At 60.5% G+C, this 19923-nt stretch carries 19 protein-coding genes; 7 read left to right on the top strand and 12 right to left on the bottom strand.

The annotated features are described in order from the left end of the window. The first annotated feature begins 5 nt into the window (after positions 1 to 5). From cbiM to N6L24_RS08295, 4 genes are read left to right on the top strand one after another with little or no spacing between them, the layout of a single operon-like run. Positions 6 to 617, top strand: coding sequence for a cobalt transporter CbiM (gene cbiM / locus N6L24_RS08310; protein WP_271844209.1), 612 nt, complete (start codon positions 6 to 8; stop codon positions 615 to 617). Beyond that, complete coding sequence (locus tag N6L24_RS08305) at positions 614 to 1186, top strand: cobalt ABC transporter permease (protein WP_271844208.1); 573 nt, start codon at positions 614 to 616, stop codon at positions 1184 to 1186. Before cbiM ends, N6L24_RS08305 begins: the two co-directional genes overlap by 4 nt. Further along, positions 1186 to 1968, top strand: a complete 783-nt coding sequence (gene cbiQ / locus N6L24_RS08300) for a cobalt ECF transporter T component CbiQ (RefSeq protein WP_271844207.1) — start codon at positions 1186 to 1188, stop codon at positions 1966 to 1968. The genes N6L24_RS08305 and cbiQ overlap by 1 nt, the downstream gene beginning before the upstream one ends. Beyond that, the gene (locus N6L24_RS08295; protein ID WP_271844206.1) at positions 1965 to 2615 is read left to right on the top strand and encodes an energy-coupling factor ABC transporter ATP-binding protein; all 651 of its coding nucleotides are present in this window, start codon (positions 1965 to 1967) and stop codon (positions 2613 to 2615) included. Before cbiQ ends, N6L24_RS08295 begins: the two co-directional genes overlap by 4 nt. Positions 2616 to 2632: 17 nt before the next feature. Here the strand turns inward: N6L24_RS08295 and N6L24_RS08290 are convergent, their stop codons facing one another. From N6L24_RS08290 to N6L24_RS08280, 3 genes are all read right to left on the bottom strand, one after another. After that, positions 2633 to 2989: a VOC family protein gene (locus N6L24_RS08290; protein ID WP_271844205.1), complete on the bottom strand. Its 357-nt coding sequence runs from the start codon at positions 2987 to 2989 to the stop codon at positions 2633 to 2635. A 73-nt stretch (positions 2990 to 3062) separates the two neighbouring features. Continuing rightward, complete coding sequence (locus tag N6L24_RS08285; RefSeq protein WP_271844204.1) at positions 3063 to 3554, bottom strand: helix-turn-helix transcriptional regulator; 492 nt, start codon at positions 3552 to 3554, stop codon at positions 3063 to 3065. A gap of 122 nt (positions 3555 to 3676) precedes the next feature. Further along, positions 3677 to 6505 carry an autotransporter outer membrane beta-barrel domain-containing protein gene (locus N6L24_RS08280; RefSeq protein WP_271844203.1) on the bottom strand — a complete coding sequence of 943 codons (2829 nt, stop codon included), beginning with the start codon at positions 6503 to 6505 and terminating at the stop codon, positions 3677 to 3679. Positions 6506 to 6750: 245 nt separating this feature from the next. Between N6L24_RS08280 and N6L24_RS08275 the strand changes: the two genes are divergently transcribed. Beyond that, positions 6751 to 8868: a tetratricopeptide repeat-containing sulfotransferase family protein gene (locus tag N6L24_RS08275; protein WP_271844202.1), complete on the top strand. Its 2118-nt coding sequence runs from the start codon at positions 6751 to 6753 to the stop codon at positions 8866 to 8868. A 57-nt stretch (positions 8869 to 8925) separates the two neighbouring features. Here the strand turns inward: N6L24_RS08275 and N6L24_RS08270 are convergent, their stop codons facing one another. The 3 genes from N6L24_RS08270 to N6L24_RS08260 all read right to left on the bottom strand — a co-directional run bounded on the left by N6L24_RS08270 (position 8926) and on the right by N6L24_RS08260 (position 12086). Beyond that, a complete protein-coding gene (locus tag N6L24_RS08270) occupies positions 8926 to 10311 on the bottom strand; it encodes a TRAP transporter large permease (protein WP_271844201.1) in 1386 nt (461 codons plus the stop codon). Positions 10312 to 10315: 4 nt separating this feature from the next. Continuing rightward, entirely contained in the window at positions 10316 to 10984 is a 669-nt protein-coding gene (locus N6L24_RS08265) for a TRAP transporter small permease (RefSeq protein ID WP_271844200.1), read from the bottom strand. Between the two features lie 97 nt (positions 10985 to 11081). Beyond that, entirely contained in the window at positions 11082 to 12086 is a 1005-nt protein-coding gene (locus tag N6L24_RS08260; protein WP_442872589.1) for a DctP family TRAP transporter solute-binding subunit, read from the bottom strand. A 228-nt stretch (positions 12087 to 12314) separates the two neighbouring features. On the opposite strand from N6L24_RS08260, the gene N6L24_RS08255 reads away from it, so the two are divergent. Continuing rightward, complete coding sequence (locus N6L24_RS08255; protein WP_271844199.1) at positions 12315 to 13976, top strand: sensor histidine kinase; 1662 nt, start codon at positions 12315 to 12317, stop codon at positions 13974 to 13976. Then, complete coding sequence (locus N6L24_RS08250; protein WP_271844198.1) at positions 13969 to 14580, top strand: response regulator; 612 nt, start codon at positions 13969 to 13971, stop codon at positions 14578 to 14580. Before N6L24_RS08255 ends, N6L24_RS08250 begins: the two co-directional genes overlap by 8 nt. A 15-nt stretch (positions 14581 to 14595) precedes the next feature. Here the strand turns inward: N6L24_RS08250 and otnC are convergent, their stop codons facing one another. Genes otnC through N6L24_RS08220 form a run of 6 tightly spaced genes read right to left on the bottom strand, consistent with a single transcriptional unit; the run spans position 14596 to position 19882 of the window. Further along, a complete protein-coding gene (gene otnC / locus N6L24_RS08245) occupies positions 14596 to 15240 on the bottom strand; it encodes a 3-oxo-tetronate 4-phosphate decarboxylase (protein WP_271844197.1) in 645 nt (214 codons plus the stop codon). Continuing rightward, positions 15237 to 16466 (bottom strand): 3-oxo-tetronate kinase, encoded by a 1230-nt coding sequence (gene otnK / locus N6L24_RS08240; RefSeq protein ID WP_271844196.1) that lies wholly within the window; start codon positions 16464 to 16466, stop codon positions 15237 to 15239. The genes otnC and otnK overlap by 4 nt, the downstream gene beginning before the upstream one ends. Then, on the bottom strand, positions 16463 to 17272 hold the full coding sequence (locus N6L24_RS08235) for an N-acyl homoserine lactonase family protein (protein ID WP_271844195.1): 810 nt from the start codon (positions 17270 to 17272) through the stop codon (positions 16463 to 16465). Before N6L24_RS08235 ends, otnK begins: the two co-directional genes overlap by 4 nt. After that, positions 17269 to 17550: a putative quinol monooxygenase gene (locus N6L24_RS08230; protein WP_271844194.1), complete on the bottom strand. Its 282-nt coding sequence runs from the start codon at positions 17548 to 17550 to the stop codon at positions 17269 to 17271. The genes N6L24_RS08235 and N6L24_RS08230 overlap by 4 nt, the downstream gene beginning before the upstream one ends. Next, on the bottom strand, positions 17550 to 19061 hold the full coding sequence (locus N6L24_RS08225; RefSeq protein WP_271844193.1) for a tripartite tricarboxylate transporter permease: 1512 nt from the start codon (positions 19059 to 19061) through the stop codon (positions 17550 to 17552). Before N6L24_RS08225 ends, N6L24_RS08230 begins: the two co-directional genes overlap by 1 nt. Continuing rightward, positions 19061 to 19882 carry a hypothetical protein gene (locus tag N6L24_RS08220; protein ID WP_271844192.1) on the bottom strand — a complete coding sequence of 274 codons (822 nt, stop codon included), beginning with the start codon at positions 19880 to 19882 and terminating at the stop codon, positions 19061 to 19063. Before N6L24_RS08220 ends, N6L24_RS08225 begins: the two co-directional genes overlap by 1 nt. Positions 19883 to 19923 lie beyond the last annotated feature (41 nt).

Below are 19923 nucleotides of genomic sequence, written 5' to 3'. Positions count from 1 at the left end.
GCGGCATGCACATCGTTGACGGAGCCCTTGCAAACCCAGTGGTCATCGGCGGTGCAATCGCCGCCGCAGGGGGCATCACCCTGGGGCTGAAGTCGCTGGATCTTGAGCGCATTCCCACCGCGGGCATGTTGTCGGCCAGTTTTTTTGTTGCCTCTCTGATCCATGTGCCCGTCGGCCCGTCGTCCGTGCATTTGATCCTGAATGGGCTCGCCGGGCTCTTGCTTGGCTGGGCGGCTTTTCCGGCCTTGTTTGTCGGGCTGCTGTTGCAGGCTGTGTTCTTTGGCTTTGGTGGGCTGACCGTGTTGGGGGTGAACACGGTGACGATTGCCCTGCCGGCGGTCTGCGTTGGGCTGCTGCTTAAGCCGATGATTGCACGGGGAAGGCCACTGAACGGGGCCATCTGGGGCGGTATCGGCGGCGCGCTGGCCATCGCGGGCACGGCTGTGATGGTCGGCCTGGCGCTGGCGCTGTCCGGCGATGCTTTTCTGCCGGCGGCGAAACTGGTGTTTTTTGCCCATATTCCGATCATGGTGATCGAAGCGGTTCTGACAGGATTTGCCGTGCTTTTGGCGCGCCAGGTCAAGCCAGAGCTGTTCAGCCCGACACCTTCGCTATGAAACATATTCTTCTCATCCTGGCCCTTATGGCCCAGCCCGTCCCGGCCCTTGCGCATAAAGTCATCGTTGGCGTTTTTGCGGCAGGCGAGGCCATTGAGGGCGAGCTTGGGTTTTCAAACGGGGATATGGCCGCCGGGCAGGAGGTGGTGGTCTACGGCCCGGAGGGGCAAGAATTGGGCCGGACTGTCACAGACACCGATGGGTTTTTCCTCTTCACACCAACGCAACCCATTGCGCATCGGTTCAAGGCCAATCTTGGCGCTGGCCATGTGGCGGATGTGACCATGCCTGCTGACGACGTGGCCACGATTTTGGGTATGACACCCGGTGTCGCAGTGCCCGCTGCCGTGCCGCAGGCCGAAAGCGCCACTCTGCGGACCGCGCTGTCGGACGCAGAGCGCGCCGCCATTGCCGCCGCGGTGCGTGATGAAATTCGACCGCTGCGCCGCGAAATTGCCGCCTATCGCGAAAAGAACGATCTTCAGACCATTTTGGGCGGGATCGGCTATGTCCTTGGCCTGTTTGGCATCGGGTTTTATATAGCCGCACGCAAGAAGCTGTCTGCCTGATGGCGCATGTGCTGGAACCTCGGGCCAAGACGCTCTCTGAAGCGGGGGCAGAGGCCCCTTATGGGCTGATCGGCGCGCTTGACCCGCGCATGCGGATTGTCTTGGCCTGTGTGTTTGCGATTGTGACTGTGGCCCTTAGTACGATCAGCGCACTTATTGCTGCGCTGTCCGTGTCGGCCTGTTTGTTGTTGCTGTCGCGTTTGCCGATACGGCGCACCCTAAAGCGCATGGCGATGATGGACAGTTTCATCATTGGCATGCTGCTTTTGCTGCCCTTTACGATGCCCGGGGATGCGATTTTCAGCATCTTTGGCTTTGCCGCCAGTTGGCAGGGCCTTTGGAAAGCGGTTGAGATCGCGTTGACGGCCAATGCGGTGATCCTGGCCCTGATGGTCTTGGTGGGCACGCAGGAACCTGTCACCTTGGGGCAAGCCCTGCATCGCCTGCGGTGCCCCGATGTGCTTGTGCATCTTCTGATGTTCACCATCCGCTATATCGAGGTGCTGCGCGAAGAATACCTGCGCCTGCGCGGGGCAATGAAAACCCGGGGGTTTCGCCCCGGCACCAACTGGCACACCTACCGCAGCTTTGGCTATCTGGTCGGCATGATGCTCGTGCGCGCGATTGAACGCTCCGAGCGCATCCTCGCGGCCATGAAATGCCGCGGGTTTTCCGGACAGTTTTTGCTGCTGCAAGATTTTGCCCTGACGCGGCGCGACTATGCATTTGCCCTCATGCTTTGCGCAATCTGCGCCGGGCTGCTTTATCTGGATACGCTATGACCTTGCTGCAGCTTGAGGATATTCGATTTGCCTATCCGGGCCAGCCCCCGGTGCTGGACGGCGCGTCCTTTCAGCTCGCGCCGGGGCAGCGCCTGTCGATTTTGGGGGCCAATGGGGCCGGGAAATCCACGCTGTTCCGCATTGCGCTGGGGCTGCAGGTGCCGGATGCTGGGCGCGTCGTGGCCTTTGGACAGGACCGGCGCGCCGAGGCCGATTTTCATGAGGTGCGCCGCCGGATCGGTCTGGTGTTTCAAGATCCCGACGATCAGCTGTTTTGCCCCACTGTGGCCGAAGATATTGCCTTTGGCCCCTTAAATTTGGGGCGCAGCAAAGCCGAGGCTTTGGCCATCGTTGACAGGGTTCTGGCAGATCTTGACCTGAGCCACCTGCGGGATCGGATCACCCATAAACTGTCGGGCGGAGAGAAACGGCTTGTCACGCTGGCGACGGTCTTGGCGATGGAGCCGGAGGTCCTGCTGCTGGATGAGCCGACCAATGCGCTGGATTCCAAGAATGAGGCGCGGTTGCTGGAAATTTTGCGCGCGCTGCCACAAGCGATTGTGCTGGTCAGCCATTCGCCGGCGTTTCGCGCGGCCTTGGCACCGGAAGCTCTGCAGCTGCAAAACGGTAAGCTGATCGCCACGTAATGGTCCAGCCGTGGCCGTCAGTCTGCCTCGGCCCAGATCGCCAGTTCATTGCCATTGGGATCGGCAAAGTGGAAGCGCCGCCCCCCGGGAAATGCGTAGATCTCTTGCAGGATGGTTCCGCCCGCCGCCTTGACCGCTGCAAGCGACGCCTCAAGATCATTGGAAAACAAGATGACCAGCACGCCGGGTTTTGCCACGGGGATAGAATCCACCCCATTAAAACCCCCTTCGATCCCAGCACCGCTGAAACTCAGATACCCATCACCCCACTGCTGAAACTCCCAGCCAAAAAGACTGGAATAAAAGGCCTGCGTCGCCGCAAGATCCACCAGCGGCAGTTCAATATAGTTGATCGAATGATGCTGATGCGCCATGTCCAGGCCTCCTTTGGTGGGTGGCGCTTAGGCTATGCCGACCCTTGGCCCGGAACAAGCCGGATGTTGTCCCTCAGACCGAGACAGAGCCGCCGTTGGTCAGATCTTCCAGCAGGGCACTCAAAAGCTGGGCTTTGCCGACGTAACCGGATTTCTTGTAGATCGAATTGGTCTGCGCTTTGATCGTGCCTTCCTTGGCATTGCGGATCTCGGCCATTTCCGCGATTGAGCAGCCTTTCAGCAGCAGCCGTGTCACATCGCGCTCTGCTTCGGAAAAGGCCCATTTGTCAAAATAGGCCGCCAGCAGGTCTTCGAACGCCTGGCTGGCGCGGTCCACCTTGTCTTCCAGCGTTTCCTGATAGCGCCGCATTTTGGCGACCTCGAGCCCCAGCACAAGGATGGCCACAAACAGAAAACCCATGATCAGCACTTCCCAGACGTGCAGATCATCCCAACGCTCGATCCATTGGGCCCCCATGGCTTCGCCAATATCTTCGAACATCATGACAAAGGCGCAGAAGAACGATGCAAAGAAAGCGAAGGTCAGACGAGATTTTGAGGGCACGGGATCGGTCCTTTCCGGTTAGGGGCGCATCGGCCAAATGCGGGATAGCGCGCCAAAACCGTGACGCGCAACCCTGCATGTTGAAATGATGGGCGCGCCGTGATGTGCAGCGCGCCCCTGACTTAAAATGTCCACTCGTACTTTGCAGAAACACTCTGGCCCTTTTGGCCATTGCCGAACTGGCCGTTGGCCGCCAGTGTCAGCATCCCGCCCTTGCCAATGGCGGTTTCATAAGACAGGCCGATAACGCCGAAGCGCTGACTTTCACTGCCGCCGGTGGTCAGCGCAGCGCTGGAGCCAAAGATCGACACATCCATCAGGCTCGGGCTGCTGATGTCGCGATGCACCGCGTCCAGCGATAGGTTCAGGGTGCCCTTGGGCAACTCAGCGGCCCAATTGGCGCCAAGGGTCACTTCGGTAAAACTAACATCGCGCGCCGCGACAGTTGCATTCGCGGAGGACCCTGTTTCGGTATAGCCGTCGATCTTTTGTACGCCGTGGCGCAGCCCCGCGCGCGGGGTCAGGGTAAGGCGCTCCGAAAGGGCGACATCGCGGCTGATGCCAAGCTGCGCCATCTGCACAACGCTGCCAAAACTGCCGATCGCATCGCTGCTGCCGCCAATGCTGCGGCGGTTTTCATGACTGAATCGCCCCGCGCCAAAGCCAAAGCTCAGATCAGCCCAGCCGAAATCGCGGGCAACGAGGGTGCTGATAAACCCGCCTTCGGTGCGTTGGCGGTTGTTGACCTGCGTGCTGTTGCCTTCAGCCAGCGCCAACGCCATGCCCCAGCGCGTGTCGCCAACCACATCCGTCAGGCCTGCGGTCAGTGATCCCAGATCCGAGCGTGCGGTGCCCGCGGCCCCCGGGCTGCGCGCATGGCGATAGCCGAGCCGCACGAAACTGCTGACGGGCATGTGGGGGGTGCCAGCCTCAGTGCTGTTGCGGCTGACGCCAGCGGTGCCGCCGCCCAGACCCAGCTCGGCCTTCAGGCCATCGGACAATGCGCCCAGCTCAAAGGGCAAAAGGCGGTTGGCGGCAAAATCTTCACCCATCGCCGAGGCATAAACCGGCGTGCCGCCGCCCGCGCCATCGCTGAACCAGGCCTGATTGTCGCCGCTCAGCACGGTTGCGAAACCGCCCGCGCCCGGATCGGCATCTTCAAAGGCATAGACCCGCGCATGGCCCATATGGGTCAGCGTGACATCGGCGTCATCGACATAGATCAACCCCTGCACGATGGCCGAGGTTTCCACGTTGAGCGCGCCGCCCCCAGCGCCGAGATACAGCGCATATGTGGTCTCAGAGCCGCTGGCAGCGACATCGCCGGTCAGATTGACGGTGCCCGAGAAAACATCTGCATAGATACCATAGGCCGCGGTGCCGCTGCCGCTTGCGCCGCTGACCGCAATCGTGCCGCTGTGCGTCAGCGTGCCGCTGAGGTCAAAGACCCCGATCCCGGCCAAATCTGCCCCGTCCCCGGCCGAGGCCCCGGTCGTATTGCTGCTGACCGTGATGACCCCAGAGTTTGTCACCGTGCCCGCCAATGTGTCCACGCCGATCCCCGCACCGTAAAAATAGGTTGGGTCGGCAAAATTCCCGGCCACGGTGATGGTGCCGCTGTTGGTCACACTGCCGGTCGCGCCCAGGTTTTCCACCGCGATGCCGGTGGCGCGCCCGCCGCTCTGAGCGGTTGAGGTGACGTCGATGGTGCCGCTGTTGCTGGCTGTGCCCGAAAGATCATAAAGATACATGCCATAGCCAGAGGCCCAGCTGTCCCCTCGCGCATTGATCGCAATTGTGCCGGTATTGCTGAAAGCTCCGGACATGTCCGCCAGCTCGCTGCCTTCACCGCCTGCTTCGATCCCGGTGGCGCTGGCGAAGTCACCCGAGGCGTTGACGTCCAGCGTGCCGGAATTGCGCATCTCGCCTTGCATTTGATAGGTGAGCATCCCCGTGGCATAGGCCGCATTTTCGCTGCCTTGGGATACGGCGGACACCAATACGGTGCCGCTGTTGCTGGCGATGCCATCCGTGTCAACGCCGAGCGCCCAGATGCCGCTGGCCAAAGCGCTGTTGCCGGTCGCCTCCACCTCAAGTGTGCCCGCGTTGCTGAGTGTGCCTTGCAGAGCGAAGGCCCCAAGTCCCAAGACCTGGGCGCTGCTGCTGGCGGCGCTGGCGGACACCGTCATGGTGCCGCTGTTGTCGACCTGCGCGCCGGATGAGACCCCAAGAACAAGCCCGCCTGCCGCCCAGATCCAGTTTTGCCCGGTTGCGGCGACATCGATTACGCCGGTGTTGGACACTGTCCCAGAGAGGGTGTTCACCATAAATCCGGCAGCCGAGGCGCTGGAAAAATCAGAATTTGCAGTCACCGAGAGGGAGCCGCTGTTCAGCATATCGCCGGTTGCCGTTGTCATGCGAATGCCCGTCGCCGCGGCATAGGACCTGGCGGTCGCGTTGACCGCGATCGTGCCGCTGTTGCTGACACGGCCCGAAACGGCCTGCAGGTCGATCCCAACAAGCGTGGCCGAGCTGTTGCCAGAGCTGTTGATGTCAATCGTGCCCTCATTGCTGAGCGCCCCGCTCAGATCGCCGGTCAAAAGCGCACCGGCATGGGTGGTGCCGCCGACATTGTCGGCGGTTATGCTGCCCGCGTTGGTGAGCGTGCTGGTGAAAGCGGCAACATCGATTTCGACAATTGCGTCATCGCCCAGCGTGGTCACGGCGACCGCGCCGCTACTTGTCACGGTATGGTCTTCGTCCACCGCCGAATAGCGCGGCGTGGTTTCCACCGTGTCGATGGTTTCGGCCTGCGCCTCGCCCAGCATCAGCGCCGTGACCGAGACGGTGCCCAGAAACAGCGAAGGCGCCATGCTGGCGACGCGCCCTTTCCATTTGGTCATCCGGCCGCCATGGGTTGAAAGCGCCTGCGCGCGGTTCGATCTGCTCACGTCTTATCCTCGGTGACTTATGGGCGCTGGCAAGGTGCAGCGCTGTGTGATTCACCGCGTCTCTTACGCAGGGAGCGAATGTGAGAAAACCGAGGGGCATTGAAAAATATCTAAAGAAATCAGTTTTATAACCAAAGTTTATGTCTGAAATCTCGATCTGATAGCACAGCGCAGGTCCGGGGCGCGCGCTCGATTGCGCTTTGCACTGCGCCTGCGGTAAGCCTGCGCCGGAAAAGGATCGCACCATGAGCAATACGACACCCGCTGGCTCGGGATCACAGCGGCAGAAAATGACAGCGGCGCAGGCCATCTCCGCCGCGCAGCAGGCCTATCAGTCAGGCGAATGGGCAGCCTGTATCTATCTCTGTCAGCGGCTGCTGCGGGCGCTGCCATCCCACGCACTGGCGCATCAGCTCTGGGGGCTGGCAGCCTATCAACAGGGCGAGAGGGATGTGGCCGTCGCGCGGCTTGAAACGGCACTGACCCATGCGCCGCAGGACCGGCAGTTGATGGCCAATATGGTCGAAGTGCTGCGCAACGCCGGCCAGTTACAGCGCGCCATTGCGGTGGGGGAGGCGGCGATTGCCACCACTGCGCCTTCGGCCGGGGCGCTGTCCAATCTGGCGCTGGCCTATTATGACGCCAGTGATCTCGCCAGAGCCAAGGCGCTGCACCAGCGCGCGCTGGCGCTGGTCCCGGATCACATTGCGTCGCTCAACAATCTCGGGTCCATCGCGCGCAACGAAATGGACCTTGAGGGCGCGCTTGCGGCCTATCGTGCGGTCCTGCGCACTGCGCCCGCACATCATGAAAGCCGGAATAATTTGGCGACCGTATTGCTGGATCATGACCGGATCGCCGAGGCCGAGGCGGCAGTGAAAACCGTGCTGACGATGCAACCGGAAAATGCCGAGGCGCTGTCGATCCTAGGCCGCATCGCCCTGCAGCGGCTGGATATGGACGCGGCGGAACGCTGCTTTCGCAGCGCCATTGCCCATGCGCCAAATCTGGTGACGGCGCATTTGGGTCTGTCACAGGTGCTGCTGGAGAAAAACCACCCAGACCTGGCCCGCGCCGCAGCCGAGGCCGCCTTGGACATTGAACCGGACAATGGGGCCGCTTTGCACCAATTGGGTCACATCGCCAGCCTGGCCGGAGCGCCCGATGAGGCGCTTGGGCTTTATGCGCAGGCGCTGTTGCGGGATCCCAGCAACGCGGCCAGTCATCTGGGGCAGGGACATTTGCATCTGGAGCATGGTGAGATGGCCAAGGCGCGCGCCGCGTTTGAACGCGCAGCGGCACTGCAGCCGCAGGACAGCGCGCCGCTGCTGGCGCTGGCCCGGCTGAGCAAGCGCAAGGGCGCAGACGATCCGCTTTTGCAAAAATTGCTGGCGCATTTGCCGGGGATAGAAGCGATGTCGCTGTCTAAACAGATCCCGCTGCGGTTCGGTCTGGGGGATCGGCTTGATGCCGCCGGGCAGCATGCGGCCGCTTGGCCGCACTACGCCGCTGGTGCGCGGCTCAAGCGGGCCAGTCTGTCTTATGATGCCGCCGCGCGGGATCAAGAGGTGGATGAGATCATCGCGACATTTGATGCCGCCTTCATCGAGCGCCTGCGTGCATTTGCCAACCCGTCGGCCCAGCCGATTTTTGTGCTGGGGATGCCGCGCTCCGGTACAACGTTGACCGAAAGCATCTTGGCCAGCCATTCGGGCGTGCACGGCGCGGGGGAGCTTGACGATCTGCGGTGCGCCTTCGAAGGCACCGGCGGGACGACATTTCAGCAGCGATTGCCGCAGATGTCCGGGACAGCGATCGCCGGGGCCATCAGCACCTATGTGGATCGGATCGCTGCACTGGGCGGCGGCGCGGCGCAGGTGACGGATAAAATGCCCGCCAATTTTGATTTCATTGGCGTGATCCATGCGCTTTTGCCCAATGCGCGTATCATCCATGTGGCGCGGGACGGGATGGACAGCTGCCTTTCGGGTTTCACCCGGCTGTTTGAGCGCAGCCAGCTGCACAGCTATGACCTTGTCGAAATGGGCCGCTATTACGCGGGGTATCGACGGCTGATGCGCCACTGGCAGAGGGTCTTGCCGCAGGGGGCCTTTCATACGGTGCCCTATGAGGCGCTTGTCACCGATCACGAAGCGCAGGCGCGGGCGCTGCTGGAGTATTGCGGGCTGGCATGGCAGCCCGGCGTTTTGGACAGCCACCGCAGCACCCACCGCGTGCGCACCGCCAGCATCACGCAGGTGCGTGAGCCGGTCTATGCGCGTTCAGTCGGTAAATGGCAGCGCTATGAGGCGCATCTTGCGCCACTCAAGGCGCTGGTTGACGCGGCTGACGCAATGCAATGAAAAAGGGCGACCCGCGGGCCGCCCTTTGCAATCGTTACCTTGCCAATGAGGCTGGGGCTAGTTGGTGATAATCTCTGGCCCCATCACGGCATTCGGCAGCACCGTTGAAATCCACGGAATATACGTCACCATGATCAGGAAGATGAACATGATCCCGAGGAAGGGCAGCGCTGCGCGCACCACGCCCATCATCGACATATTGGCCACGCCTGCCGTCACAAAGAGGTTGAGGCCAACGGGCGGGGTGATCATGCCGATCTCCATGTTCACCACCATGATGATGCCCAAATGGATCGGGTCTATTCCCAGCTCAATCGCGATTGGGAACACCAAGGGCGCAACGATCACCAACAGCCCCGAGGGTTCCATGAACTGGCCACCGATCAGCAGGATGATATTGACGATCACCAGGAACATCACCGGACCAAAGCCGTAGGACAGCATCACCTCGGTGATTTTCTGCGGGATCTGTTCATCCGTGATGACATGTTTCAGCAGCAGCGCATTTGCGATCACAAACATCAGCGTGATGATCAGCTTGCCGGCGTCGCGCAGGGTGCGCACGGTGTCCGGGTGCCAGATGGCGGTGATCAGCGCATAGGGTTTGTGCAAGAGCGTTTTGCGTTCCTCTCCGGCCAGTGGCCCCATGTCGCGATAGACAAAACAAGCCACCAAGAAGGCATAGACAGAGGCCACAGCCGCCGCTTCGGTCGGGGTAAAGATCGCGCCGGTCACGCCGGGCACACCATAGATGCCCACCATGATGATGACGATCAGCAACAGGCCCCAGATTGCGTCGCGAAAGCTGTCCCAGATCTCGCCAAACCCTTTGAATTCTCCGGCAGGCATGTTTTTGACCCGCGCCATCACATAGATGCCGACCATCAGCATACTGCCCGCCAGAAGACCCGGGATGACGCCCGCCAGGAACATGCGCCCGACCGAAACCTCAACGGCTGCGGCATAGACCACCATCACGATGGAGGGCGGGATCAGGATGCCGAGCGTGCCCGCATTCGCAATGACCCCTGCGGCAAATTCCTTGCTGTATCCGGTTTGGCGCATCGCCGCGATCACGATGGAGCCGATGGCCACAACCGTTGCTGGGGACGAGCCGCTGAGTGCGGCAAAGATCATGCAGGCCAAAACGCCCGAAATCGCCAAACCGCCGCGGAAGTGCCCGACAAGGGCGATGGAAAACCGGATGATCCGCTGCGCCACGCCGCCGGTGCTCATAAAGCTGGAGGCGAGGATGAAAAACGGGATCGCCAGCAGGGTGGAGTGCCCTTCGAAAGCCTCAAACAGCGTCTGCGCCACCGAGGCCAGCGAGGCGTCAGAATGGATCAGCAGAAATACGATCGACGAAAAGCCCAGCGAAACGGCAATCGGTGCCCCGATCAGCATCAGGCCGATCACCATGGCAAACAAAAACAGGATTTCCATGATCTCAGTCCTTCATCTTTGCCGCGGCTTCGGCGACGTCATCTTCGGCTTCGTGGGAAACGATCAGGAGTGTTTGGTGGCCCTGCAGCACGCGCTGAGCGGCTTGCACAAAGCGGATCACCAGCAGCAGCGCTGACAGTGGCATGACCAGATAGGGCACAACCTTGGGCATCTTTTCGTAGGCGTCGCCATCGTTGAACGCCCCTTCGAGCCAGCGCATAAAGCCGGGGATCGGGATATCCTGGGTTTCATACCAGCCCTGGCCACGCACGTTTTCGGTAAAGCCCGTGGGGAACCAGCGCCCGCTTGTGGGCTGCAAATTGGCGTAAGGCGCCCAATAGTCCCACCCGCCCTTGAGCAGCAGCAGCGCATAGATAATGCAGATCACCACCACAAACAGCGCCATAACCCGCTGCACAGAGGTCGGGGCCATATTTGCAATGACATCGACCCCCAGATGCATGGTTTTCTTGACCGCATAGCTTGCCCCCAGCAGCACCAGCCAGGCAAAGAGAAAGACGGTCAGCTCCAGCGCGTAAAAGATGTTTGAATTGAACCCGTAGCGCGCCACCACATTGGCAAACGTCAAGAGCGTCATTGTCCCGAGGATGGCGGCGATCGTGGTCTCCTCCACGCGGTCCATCGCTGATGGCTTGGCGTTGATGTCGGCCATGTCCCTTCCTTTCCCTAATTTTTATGGAAAACGGGCACCGTCGGTCTGCGGCGGTGCCCGTGAACGGTCCTCCCTGTGTTCGGAAGGACCCAGCGGTTTAGTTGGTCATCAGGTTGATTTCTTGCGCTTTGTCGATGTTGTCTTGTCCGACATCATCAGCAAATTTCGCCCAGACCGGCTTCATCGCGTCCACCCATTCCTGACGCTGTTCTTCGGTCAGCACACGCACGGTGCCGCCTGCATCGATGATGGCCTGTTTGGCCGCATCGTTTACGCGGGTAGATTCGGCGTTCCGCACGGCGGTGACTTCGTCCACAATGGTCAGGAACTGCGTGCGCACATCTTCGGGCAGCCCGTCCAGCCAATCGGCGCTGGCCACCAAGAGATAATCCAGAATGCCGTGATCGGTTTGGGTGATGCCGTCCTGCACCTCAAAGAATTTCTTGCCATAGATGTTGGACCAGGTGTTTTCCTGCCCATCCACAACGCCCTGTTGCAGCGCGCCATAGACTTCGGAAAAGGCCATCTTTTGCGGGGAGCCACCCAGCGCTTCCATCTGGGCGACCAGCACATCAGAGGACTGGACGCGGAATTTCAGACCATTGGCATCGGTCGGCGACACCAGCGGCACATTGGCGGACATCTGTTTCATGCCATTGTGCCAATAGGCCAGCCCCTGCAAACCACGTTTGTGCATGCTGTCCAGCATGTCCTGACCGGCGTCTGACGCCTGAAACGCCTCAACCGCATGGATGTCGCGGAACATGAAAGGCAGATCGAAGATGCGGAACTGTTTGGTGAATTTCTCAAATTTCGACAGCGAGGGCGCGGCCAGTTGTACATCGCCCTGCAGCATCGCTTCGAGCACTTTGTTGTCATTATAAAGCGTGGAGTTCGGGAAGACCTCCAGGCACATGACGCCATTCATTTCCTCGTTCACCCGCTTCTCAAGCAAGGACGCCGCAATGCCCTTTGGGTGTTTGTCAGTGTTGGTGACGTGGCTGAATTTGGCGACGATTTCGCCCTCTTCACAGCTGGCTGATGCCAGTGACGGAAGCGTTGCAACAGCGGCAACACAGGCGGTCATCAATAGGTTTTTCATAGGTCTCTCCCTTAGGTCGTGCGCTCCTCCAGCGCGATGGACCATACTAAGCAAGGCGGCTTTCATTAGCTCAAGTTTCGGGTCGCCATTATTTTATTCTATGTAATTTCAAGGCTTTGGGGCGAAAATTTTTTCAGGGCCTTCATTTTTTCCGAAATTTCGGACAGTTTCATTCCAGCGATCCCACCGAAATTGCGGCGCAAAACAGGGTCGCGACTCGGGGATTTTGTGATTCGAACGTATTTTTTCATCGCAGTTCTATACGTCATGCTCAGCTTTGCTGCGGCCTGGGTGGTCTATCAAAATGCTCTCAGCAGCGGCATTGCCGCGACCGCGCAGGCCGGGCAGGTGCGCCTGAGCGAAGTCACCAGCACGCTGCGCCTGCAGCTCTCGGGGTTTCGCACACTTGCCAATGTGCTGGCAAACGAGCCGATCCTGCAAACCGCACTGGTCACAGCACCCGATGCCGAGCTGCGCGATTGGCTGGCAGATTTTCAGCTGACCTATGGGGCCTGGCACATTGATCTGGCGGATCCCCAAGGGCGCATCATCGCCTCTTCTGGCCCAGCACGCGAGGGGCAGCAGGTCACGCCGCGCCTGATGGCAGCTGCGCTGAATGCGCGGTTGGAATTTGAACATGTGCGCGAGGGCGGGGTGCGCCTGACGCGCTTTGCCCGCGGGTTGTTTACCGCCGATCACGTGCCCTTGGGGGTCGTTGTGGTCTCTGCCGAAATGGCGGCGCTTGAATTTGAATGGCCGGTTGCGCCAGAACCAGTGGTGTTTTTTGACGCGGACAATCAGTCTTTCATCGCCAACCGGCCAGAGCTGTTGGGTCTCAGCCTGACGGCTGCGCCGGATGCGGGGGGCTTTCCGATCCTGCGGCAACCGGGGCCACATGCCCTTTGGCGGCTGGGTCCGCCCGCCAATAGTCAGGGTGATGTGCTGCGGCTGGAGCGGTTCATCGCCCCGCTGGATTTGCGCGCCGAAATTTTTGTCAGCGTTGCCCCGGCGCAAGAAGCGGCCCGGCTGCGCTTTGCCTTGGCCTTGGCGACCGCGCTCGTGATTGGCCTCATCGGTGCAATCGCGGTGCAGCAACGGCGGCAATTGGCGTTTGAGGCCGATTATTCCGCCACGCTGGAGGCGCGGGTTGAGGCGCGGACCGCAGAATTGCGCAAGGCGCAGGGCGAATTGGTGGAGGCCTCAAAACTTGCGGCGCTCGGGCGTCTGTCGGCGGGCATCAGCCACGAGTTGAACCAGCCCTTGGCGGCGATCTTGAATTTTGCCGAAAACGGGCGAAAGTTTCTGGCCAAGGGGCGCGTGGACCCGGTCAGCGACAATCTGGCCCTGATCGGCGATCAGGTGCGCCGCATGACACGGATCATCAACAACCTGCGCGCCTTTGCGCGCAAAGAGGTGATGCCGACCGAGCCGATCAGCTTTCGCGCCGTGGTGGAAAATGCCTATGGTTTGGTCGCTGCCGATCTGGCCAAGGCCGGGGTGGCGGCGTCTTTGTCCTTGCCCGACGACGACGTGGATGTATTGGCAGGGCGCGTGCGCCTTGAGCAGGTGGTGCTGAACCTGCTGACCAATGCCATGGACGCAATGGCGACGAGCACCGACAAAAACCTTTTGGTCTCGCTGGACAGCACAGGGTCAAGCGCTGCGCTGACTGTGCGTGACACCGGCAGCGGCATTCAGGATCCGGATCGCGTGTTTGAGCCGTTTTACACCACCAAGAACCTTGGGGCCTCGCAGGGACTGGGCCTTGGCCTGTCGCTGGCACTGGGCATTATTCAGCAGTTTGGTGGGCAGCTCAGCTGTCGCAATCTTGCCCAAGGGGCGGAATTCAAAATTACCCTGCCATTGCTTGAGGACACTCAGGATGTCTAAGAAAATTCTGATCATCGAAGATGACCCGGTTCTGCGCGCCTCAATTGTGCAGACGCTGGAACTGGAGGATCTGGAGCCAATCCCCACCAATGGCTTTACCCAGGCGCGACGCAGCATCCGGTCCAATTTCAACGGGGTGATCCTGTCGGACATCCATATGCCCGATCACACAGGGTTTGATGTGCTGGAGTTTGCACTGGCGCGAGATGCGGATCTGCCGGTGGTGCTGTTAACCGGGCATTCCGATGTGCCGACGGCGATGCGGGCGCTCAAGCAGGGGGCCTATGATTATCTGGAAAAGCCCTGTGACCCTGATGCGCTGGTGGCAACCCTGCGCCGCGCGCTGAACCACCGTGCCGCCGTGCTGGAAAATCGTAGCATGCGCACGGAACTTGACGCGCTGCAGGATGACAGCACCGGCGAAACGCTGGCGGACAAGCTGGAATTTCACGAAAAGAAAATCATCGAGCAGGCCATGCTGGCGGCCAATGGCCGCGTGGCCGAGGCCGCCGAGGCGCTCGGCATTCCGCGCAACACGCTTTATGATCGCATGTCCAAACTCGGCGTGGTCGCCAAAGCCTTTCGCCGCAGCAAGGACGAGTAGGGCAGCGCGCAGCGCCTACCAGTCGACCTCAAATTTGGTGACAACCGCCTCTACTTCGGCATCGCTCAGCATCTTGGGCGAAAGGCCGCGCGTCAGCAGGCTCAGCTTGGCGGTCTCCTCCAGCTCTTCGGTGGCATAGGCCGCAGCCCAGAGGTCTTTGCCCGCCACCACCGGTCCGTGATTGGCCAGCAGGACGGCAGAGCGTCGGCCCGCAAGGCCGCGCACCGCTTCGCCCATGCCTGCATCACCGGGCAGGAAAAACGGCAAGAGCTTCACCTTACCAAGCCGCATGATGCCATAGGGTGTCAGGGGCGGCAGCACATTGTCTGGGTCGGTTTCAGGCAACATCGACAGCGCCACCGAATGGGTGGAATGCAAATGCACCACGGCGCCAGTTTCTGCGCGCGTGTCATAAAAGGCGGCATGCAGCGGGATCTCTTTCGTGGGTTTGTCGCCGCCCAGATGGCGCATCTTTGCGTCCATATGCGAAATACGCGCCGGGTCGAGAAACCCCATGGATGAGCCGGTTGGCGTGACCAGAAAGCTGCCATCTGACAAGCGCACCGAAATATTGCCTGAAGCCCCGCAGGTCAGCCCACGATCAAACATCGACTTGGCGATCTTGCAGATGTCCTCGCGGGCGCGGGCTTCTTCGCTCATTGCGCCGTCTCCATTAAGGTTAATGCCGTTTCAAAGAAATCTTCTGCGCCAAAGTTGCCCGACTTCAGCGCCAGCGCAATGGGCCGATCTGCCAGTTGCACAATCGGCACACCCGCCGCAATGCGCGGCCCGATGTGCAGGGCCTTGGCGTTCAACCCTTTGACCACCGCGCCAGATGTTTCACCGCCCGCCACCACGATGCGTGCGGTGCCCTGTTCTGCCAGCACATGGGCCAATTCTGAAAACAGCGCCTCGATGGCGCTGGCGGCGGCACCTGCGCCAAACCGATCTTGCGCAGCGCGCACGACATCGGGGTCCGCCGAGGAATAGACCAGCGGCACGCCGGGTTGGGCATTTACCCAATCAGCCACAGTGGCAGCGGTGACCTTGCCGCTCATGACATCTTCGGCGGCGATTTCTAATGCGGCATTTTCTTTGCGATAGGCCGCAACCTGCGCGCGGGTCGCGCGCGAACAAGATCCGGACATAATCACACCTTTGCCCCGAGTTGCCTGCCACGCGGGCGGCGCTGGGCTGGCGTTGAAATTTGCGGGCAGACCCAGCGCAATACCAGAGCCGCCGCACAGCAGTTTCACCCCTTTTGCCGCTGCGCCAATGGTTTTTAGGTCTTTGTCCTCGATGGCGTCGACGATCACCATCGCAGGGCGCTTGGGCAGGGCCGCGCTGATCGCATCAGGGCCTTGGCTCACGATCTGCGCGGGCACATGCGCCACCGGCCAGCTGGTTTGCGCGCCCAAAACGCGGCGCAAATCGGCGTCGCGCATGGGCGTCAGCGGGTGATCCTGCATGCCGCTTTCATTCAGCAAAACGTCATTCACAAACAAATGCCCTTGATAGACCGAGCGGCCGTTTTCAGGGAAAGCCGGGCAGACAAGAATCTGCCGCGCATCCAGCCGTTCAGCCAAGGCTTCAAGCACCGGGCCAATATTACCCTCTGCGGTGCTATCAAAGGTCGAGCAGACTTTGAGTACAATTTGCTCTGCACCCTGCGCGATCAGCCAATCACAGGCCGCCAGACTGTCGCGGATCGCTGTGTCTACGGGGGCGGTGCGCGATTTCAGCGCGACAACCCCGGCCTCCAGTGTGGCCGGGGCGGGGGCACTGGGCACACCGATAAACTGGGTCACGCGCATGCCGGCCTCGGCCAAGGTCAGCGCAATGTCTGATGCGCCGGTGAAATCATCTGCAATGATGCCAAGCTTCATTTGGGCAACTCCGCAATGGGGCCGATATCCAGCCGGTGAATATGGGGGGCGCGGTCTTCAGCAAATATCTGGCGCACCAGCGGGTCATGGCCGGGAATAATCAGCTCTGGCGTGCTGGCAAGCCGCAACAGCGTGTCAAACCCGTCCAGCATATCCTGCAGGTCCACCACGATCGGAAAAGGTTTGCGGGCCATGAAATTCTCATAGTAATGCGCCGCATCCGAAGCGAGCACCATCCAGCCCGATTGCGTGCGCACCCGCACGCATTGCAGCCCGCGCGAATGACCGCCAATGCAATGCACAGTCACGCCCTCGGCAATCTGGCTGTCGCCGTCATGGAAACTCAGCTTGCCGCGATAAAGCCGCGTCACCGCCTCGCAGATGTGTCCGGCGGTGAATGGCGCTTTGAGCGTGTCGTGACACATGCAGGGGCCGGTGGCAAAAGCCATTTCCGCCGCTTGCAGATGGATATGCGCATTGAGAAACAGTGCCAGCCCGCCCGCGTGATCATAATGCAGATGGGTGACGATCACCTCGGTGATGTCTTCGGGTGTTAGGTCAAACGGGGCCAAAGCCTCGCGGGGATCAAGCCGAATGGGGCGGCCGCGTTTGGCGGCCTCATCATGGTCATAGCCAGTGTCAACCAAGATCGTGCGCGTGCCGTTTTTTAGCAGCCACATGAAATAATCCATCGCATGGGGCGCGTCGTGATTGTCGTCAAAGATAAAACTATCCGCACGGGTGCGCGCATTGCGATCGGCGTATTTGACCGCGTAGATTTCCCATTGGTCTGTATCTGTTGTCATCGCAGCACCTCGTCAAATGTTGTTACCTGCTTGTCGGCGACCATGGCACCCACCGCTGCATCAAAGCTTTTGAAATGCGGCGCGGCAAGGTGCAGATCAAAGGCGGCGCGATCATCATAGATCTCATAAAGGAACACCACATCCCCTGCACGGCAGACATCAAACTGCTGGCAGCCCACTTCCAGCGCGCGCGACTGCCGGGCGTTTTCGATCATCAGCGGCAGAAACGCCTCGGTCTGGCCGGGCTTTAGGGTAAATGTCACACAAACTGCGTACATCAGGCTTCCTTTCGGCGAAGATTGGCAAAGGCGCGGCGCAGGGCCGGGATTTGCGCGCTGATCAAAGCGACGTTGAGGGTCAGAAGAATGGCTGCGCCGGGGCGCGATACAAAGACCCCTAGATCACCGTCAGACAAAAACAGTGACCGGCGGAAGGTCTCATCAAATAACCCCCCAAGGATCACACCAATTACCAGCGGCGCAATCGGGTATTTCATCAGGTTCATGAAATAGGCCACAACGCCAACCCCCAGCATCAGGTAAAGATCGTTGATCCCGCCGCCCACTGAGAAGGAGCCAATGGCGGTCAGCACCATGACAACGGGCAGAAAGACGGTCTGCGGGATGCGCAGGATCTTTATGAAGATGCGCGCGGTAAACAGCCCCAAAATCCACATGGTGAACGACGCCAGCACCATGATCGCGACAACGCGCAGGATGATATTGGGGTCAATGGTCGGGCCGGGGATCACGTTGTTGATCTTAAACGCCCCCATCAGCGCCGCTGCGGGCGGAGAGCCGGGAATGCCCAGCACCAACAGCGGGATCAACGCGCCGCCGATACAGGCGTTGTTGGCGGTCTCAGACGACAACAATCCCTCCAGCGAGCCTTTGCCAAAGTTCTTGCCGTCGGGCGAGACGGTCTTGCCAACCCCATAAGACACCCAGCCCGCCACATCCTCGCCGACCCCGGGCAGGGCCCCGACGCCGGTGCCAATCACGCCAGAGCGGGTGATGGTTGGCAGGTGGCGACGCACGGCCGCCAGATTGGGCAGGATGCGCCCCTGAAGGGCAATCATTTTGCCCGCCTCGACATGGCGCAGCCCCTCGATGATCTGCGGCACCGCAAAGGCCCCCATCAGAACAGGCACAACCTGAAACCCCGACAGCATGTAAGACCAGCCAAAGGTATAGCGCGGTTCTGACAACAGCGGGTCCATGCCCACCATGGCCATCGCCAGCCCGATCAGCCCGGCGATCCAGCCTTTGATCACCAGATCTTCGGACATAAGCGTGCCCGACAGCAGGATGCCAAAGAGCGCCAGCAAGGCCTTTTCCGGGCTGGCGATGTTTTTTGACACCAGCAGCAAGACCCAGACAAAAATCAGCAGCGCCACAGTGCCAATCAAGGTGCCGATAAAGCTGGCGGTTGTGGTCAGCCCCAGCGCTTCGCCACCGCGGCCAGCCTTGGCCAGTGGGTGCCCATCCATCGCCGTGGCGGCAGAGGCGGCTGTGCCGGGGATATTGAGCAAAATAGATGGGTAAGAGCCGCCATAAATGGCCCCGACATAAGCCCCCAAAAGCGCGATCAGCGAATAATCCAGCGGGATTTTATTGCCAAAGAACCCGGTCAGAATGGTCACGGCGAGTGTCGCCGTGAGGCCGGGCAGCGCCCCGAATGTGATGCCCAAAAAGACCGAGGTCACAAGATAGACATAGGTCAGCGGATCCACCACCAACGCGACAAACGCGCCACCAAATCCAACCAGTTGGGAAAGTACAAAGTCCATTATTTCTGGCTCCAGATCGGTTTCAGCGTCACGTAGTAATGATATTCGATTTGTTTAAAGAGCAGCCCGCCTCGGTTGGGCACGTTCTGGCGAAAGCCAAAGGCCATGGCGCAGACCAACAGGGTGGGGGCGATCACAGCAATGATCGGAATGGCGCGGTGCACCCGCGACTGCCGCTCGCGCATAAAGACCCAGATCGTGAGCGCCGCCCAAAGGATCAGCACCAACCAATCATCGTCATGGGCCGTCCATTCAGATTGCGGCAGGTGGCGGATCATGGCGTAGCTTCCAGCCAGTGAAAGCACCGCGGCGGCCAGCATCATGCGTTTAGGATGTCCGCCGTGATAGCCATAGATCAGCGCAGTGATCAGCAGGCCTGACCCCAAGATGAAATCTACGCGCGGCACAAGCCCCGCAATGTAAAAGAACAAGATCAGCGCAATGGTGCCAAAACGCAGCGCTTCGCCTGGGTGCCAGCCGATGCCAACCGCGCTCAGCGCCCGTTTGGCCCCGCCGTCGCGTACAGCCACCACCATCAGCACAGCAGACAGCAGCAACAGCCCGGTAAAAATGCCGAGCGGCACAATGGCGGCGGAATTATACCAGTCTGATCCGCTGACACCGGCGCGGTTTGCGCCCCAGAGCGGGATGAACGACGTGCGCCACAGAAAGAAGATGGACAGCACAAAAAGCACGATGGCGGCCCAGAAATCGCGGGCGCGCAGCACGGCCAGCGCCTGCTGGGCCTCTGCGGGCGTTTGCGATGCGGGAAAAGGTGGGGGCAGCGGGCTGGTGTCAGCCTCATGCGGGTTCGTGGTCAATCGAGCCTCCCTGAATATGCGCTCTGGTGATCTGTGCTGTG

This window comes from Cognatishimia sp. SS12 (genome assembly GCF_028369055.1).
Taxonomy (GTDB): Bacteria; Pseudomonadota; Alphaproteobacteria; order Rhodobacterales; family Rhodobacteraceae; genus Cognatishimia.
Note: the sequence above shows the minus strand (reverse complement) of the source record. Positions and strands in the feature narration are given on the sequence as shown.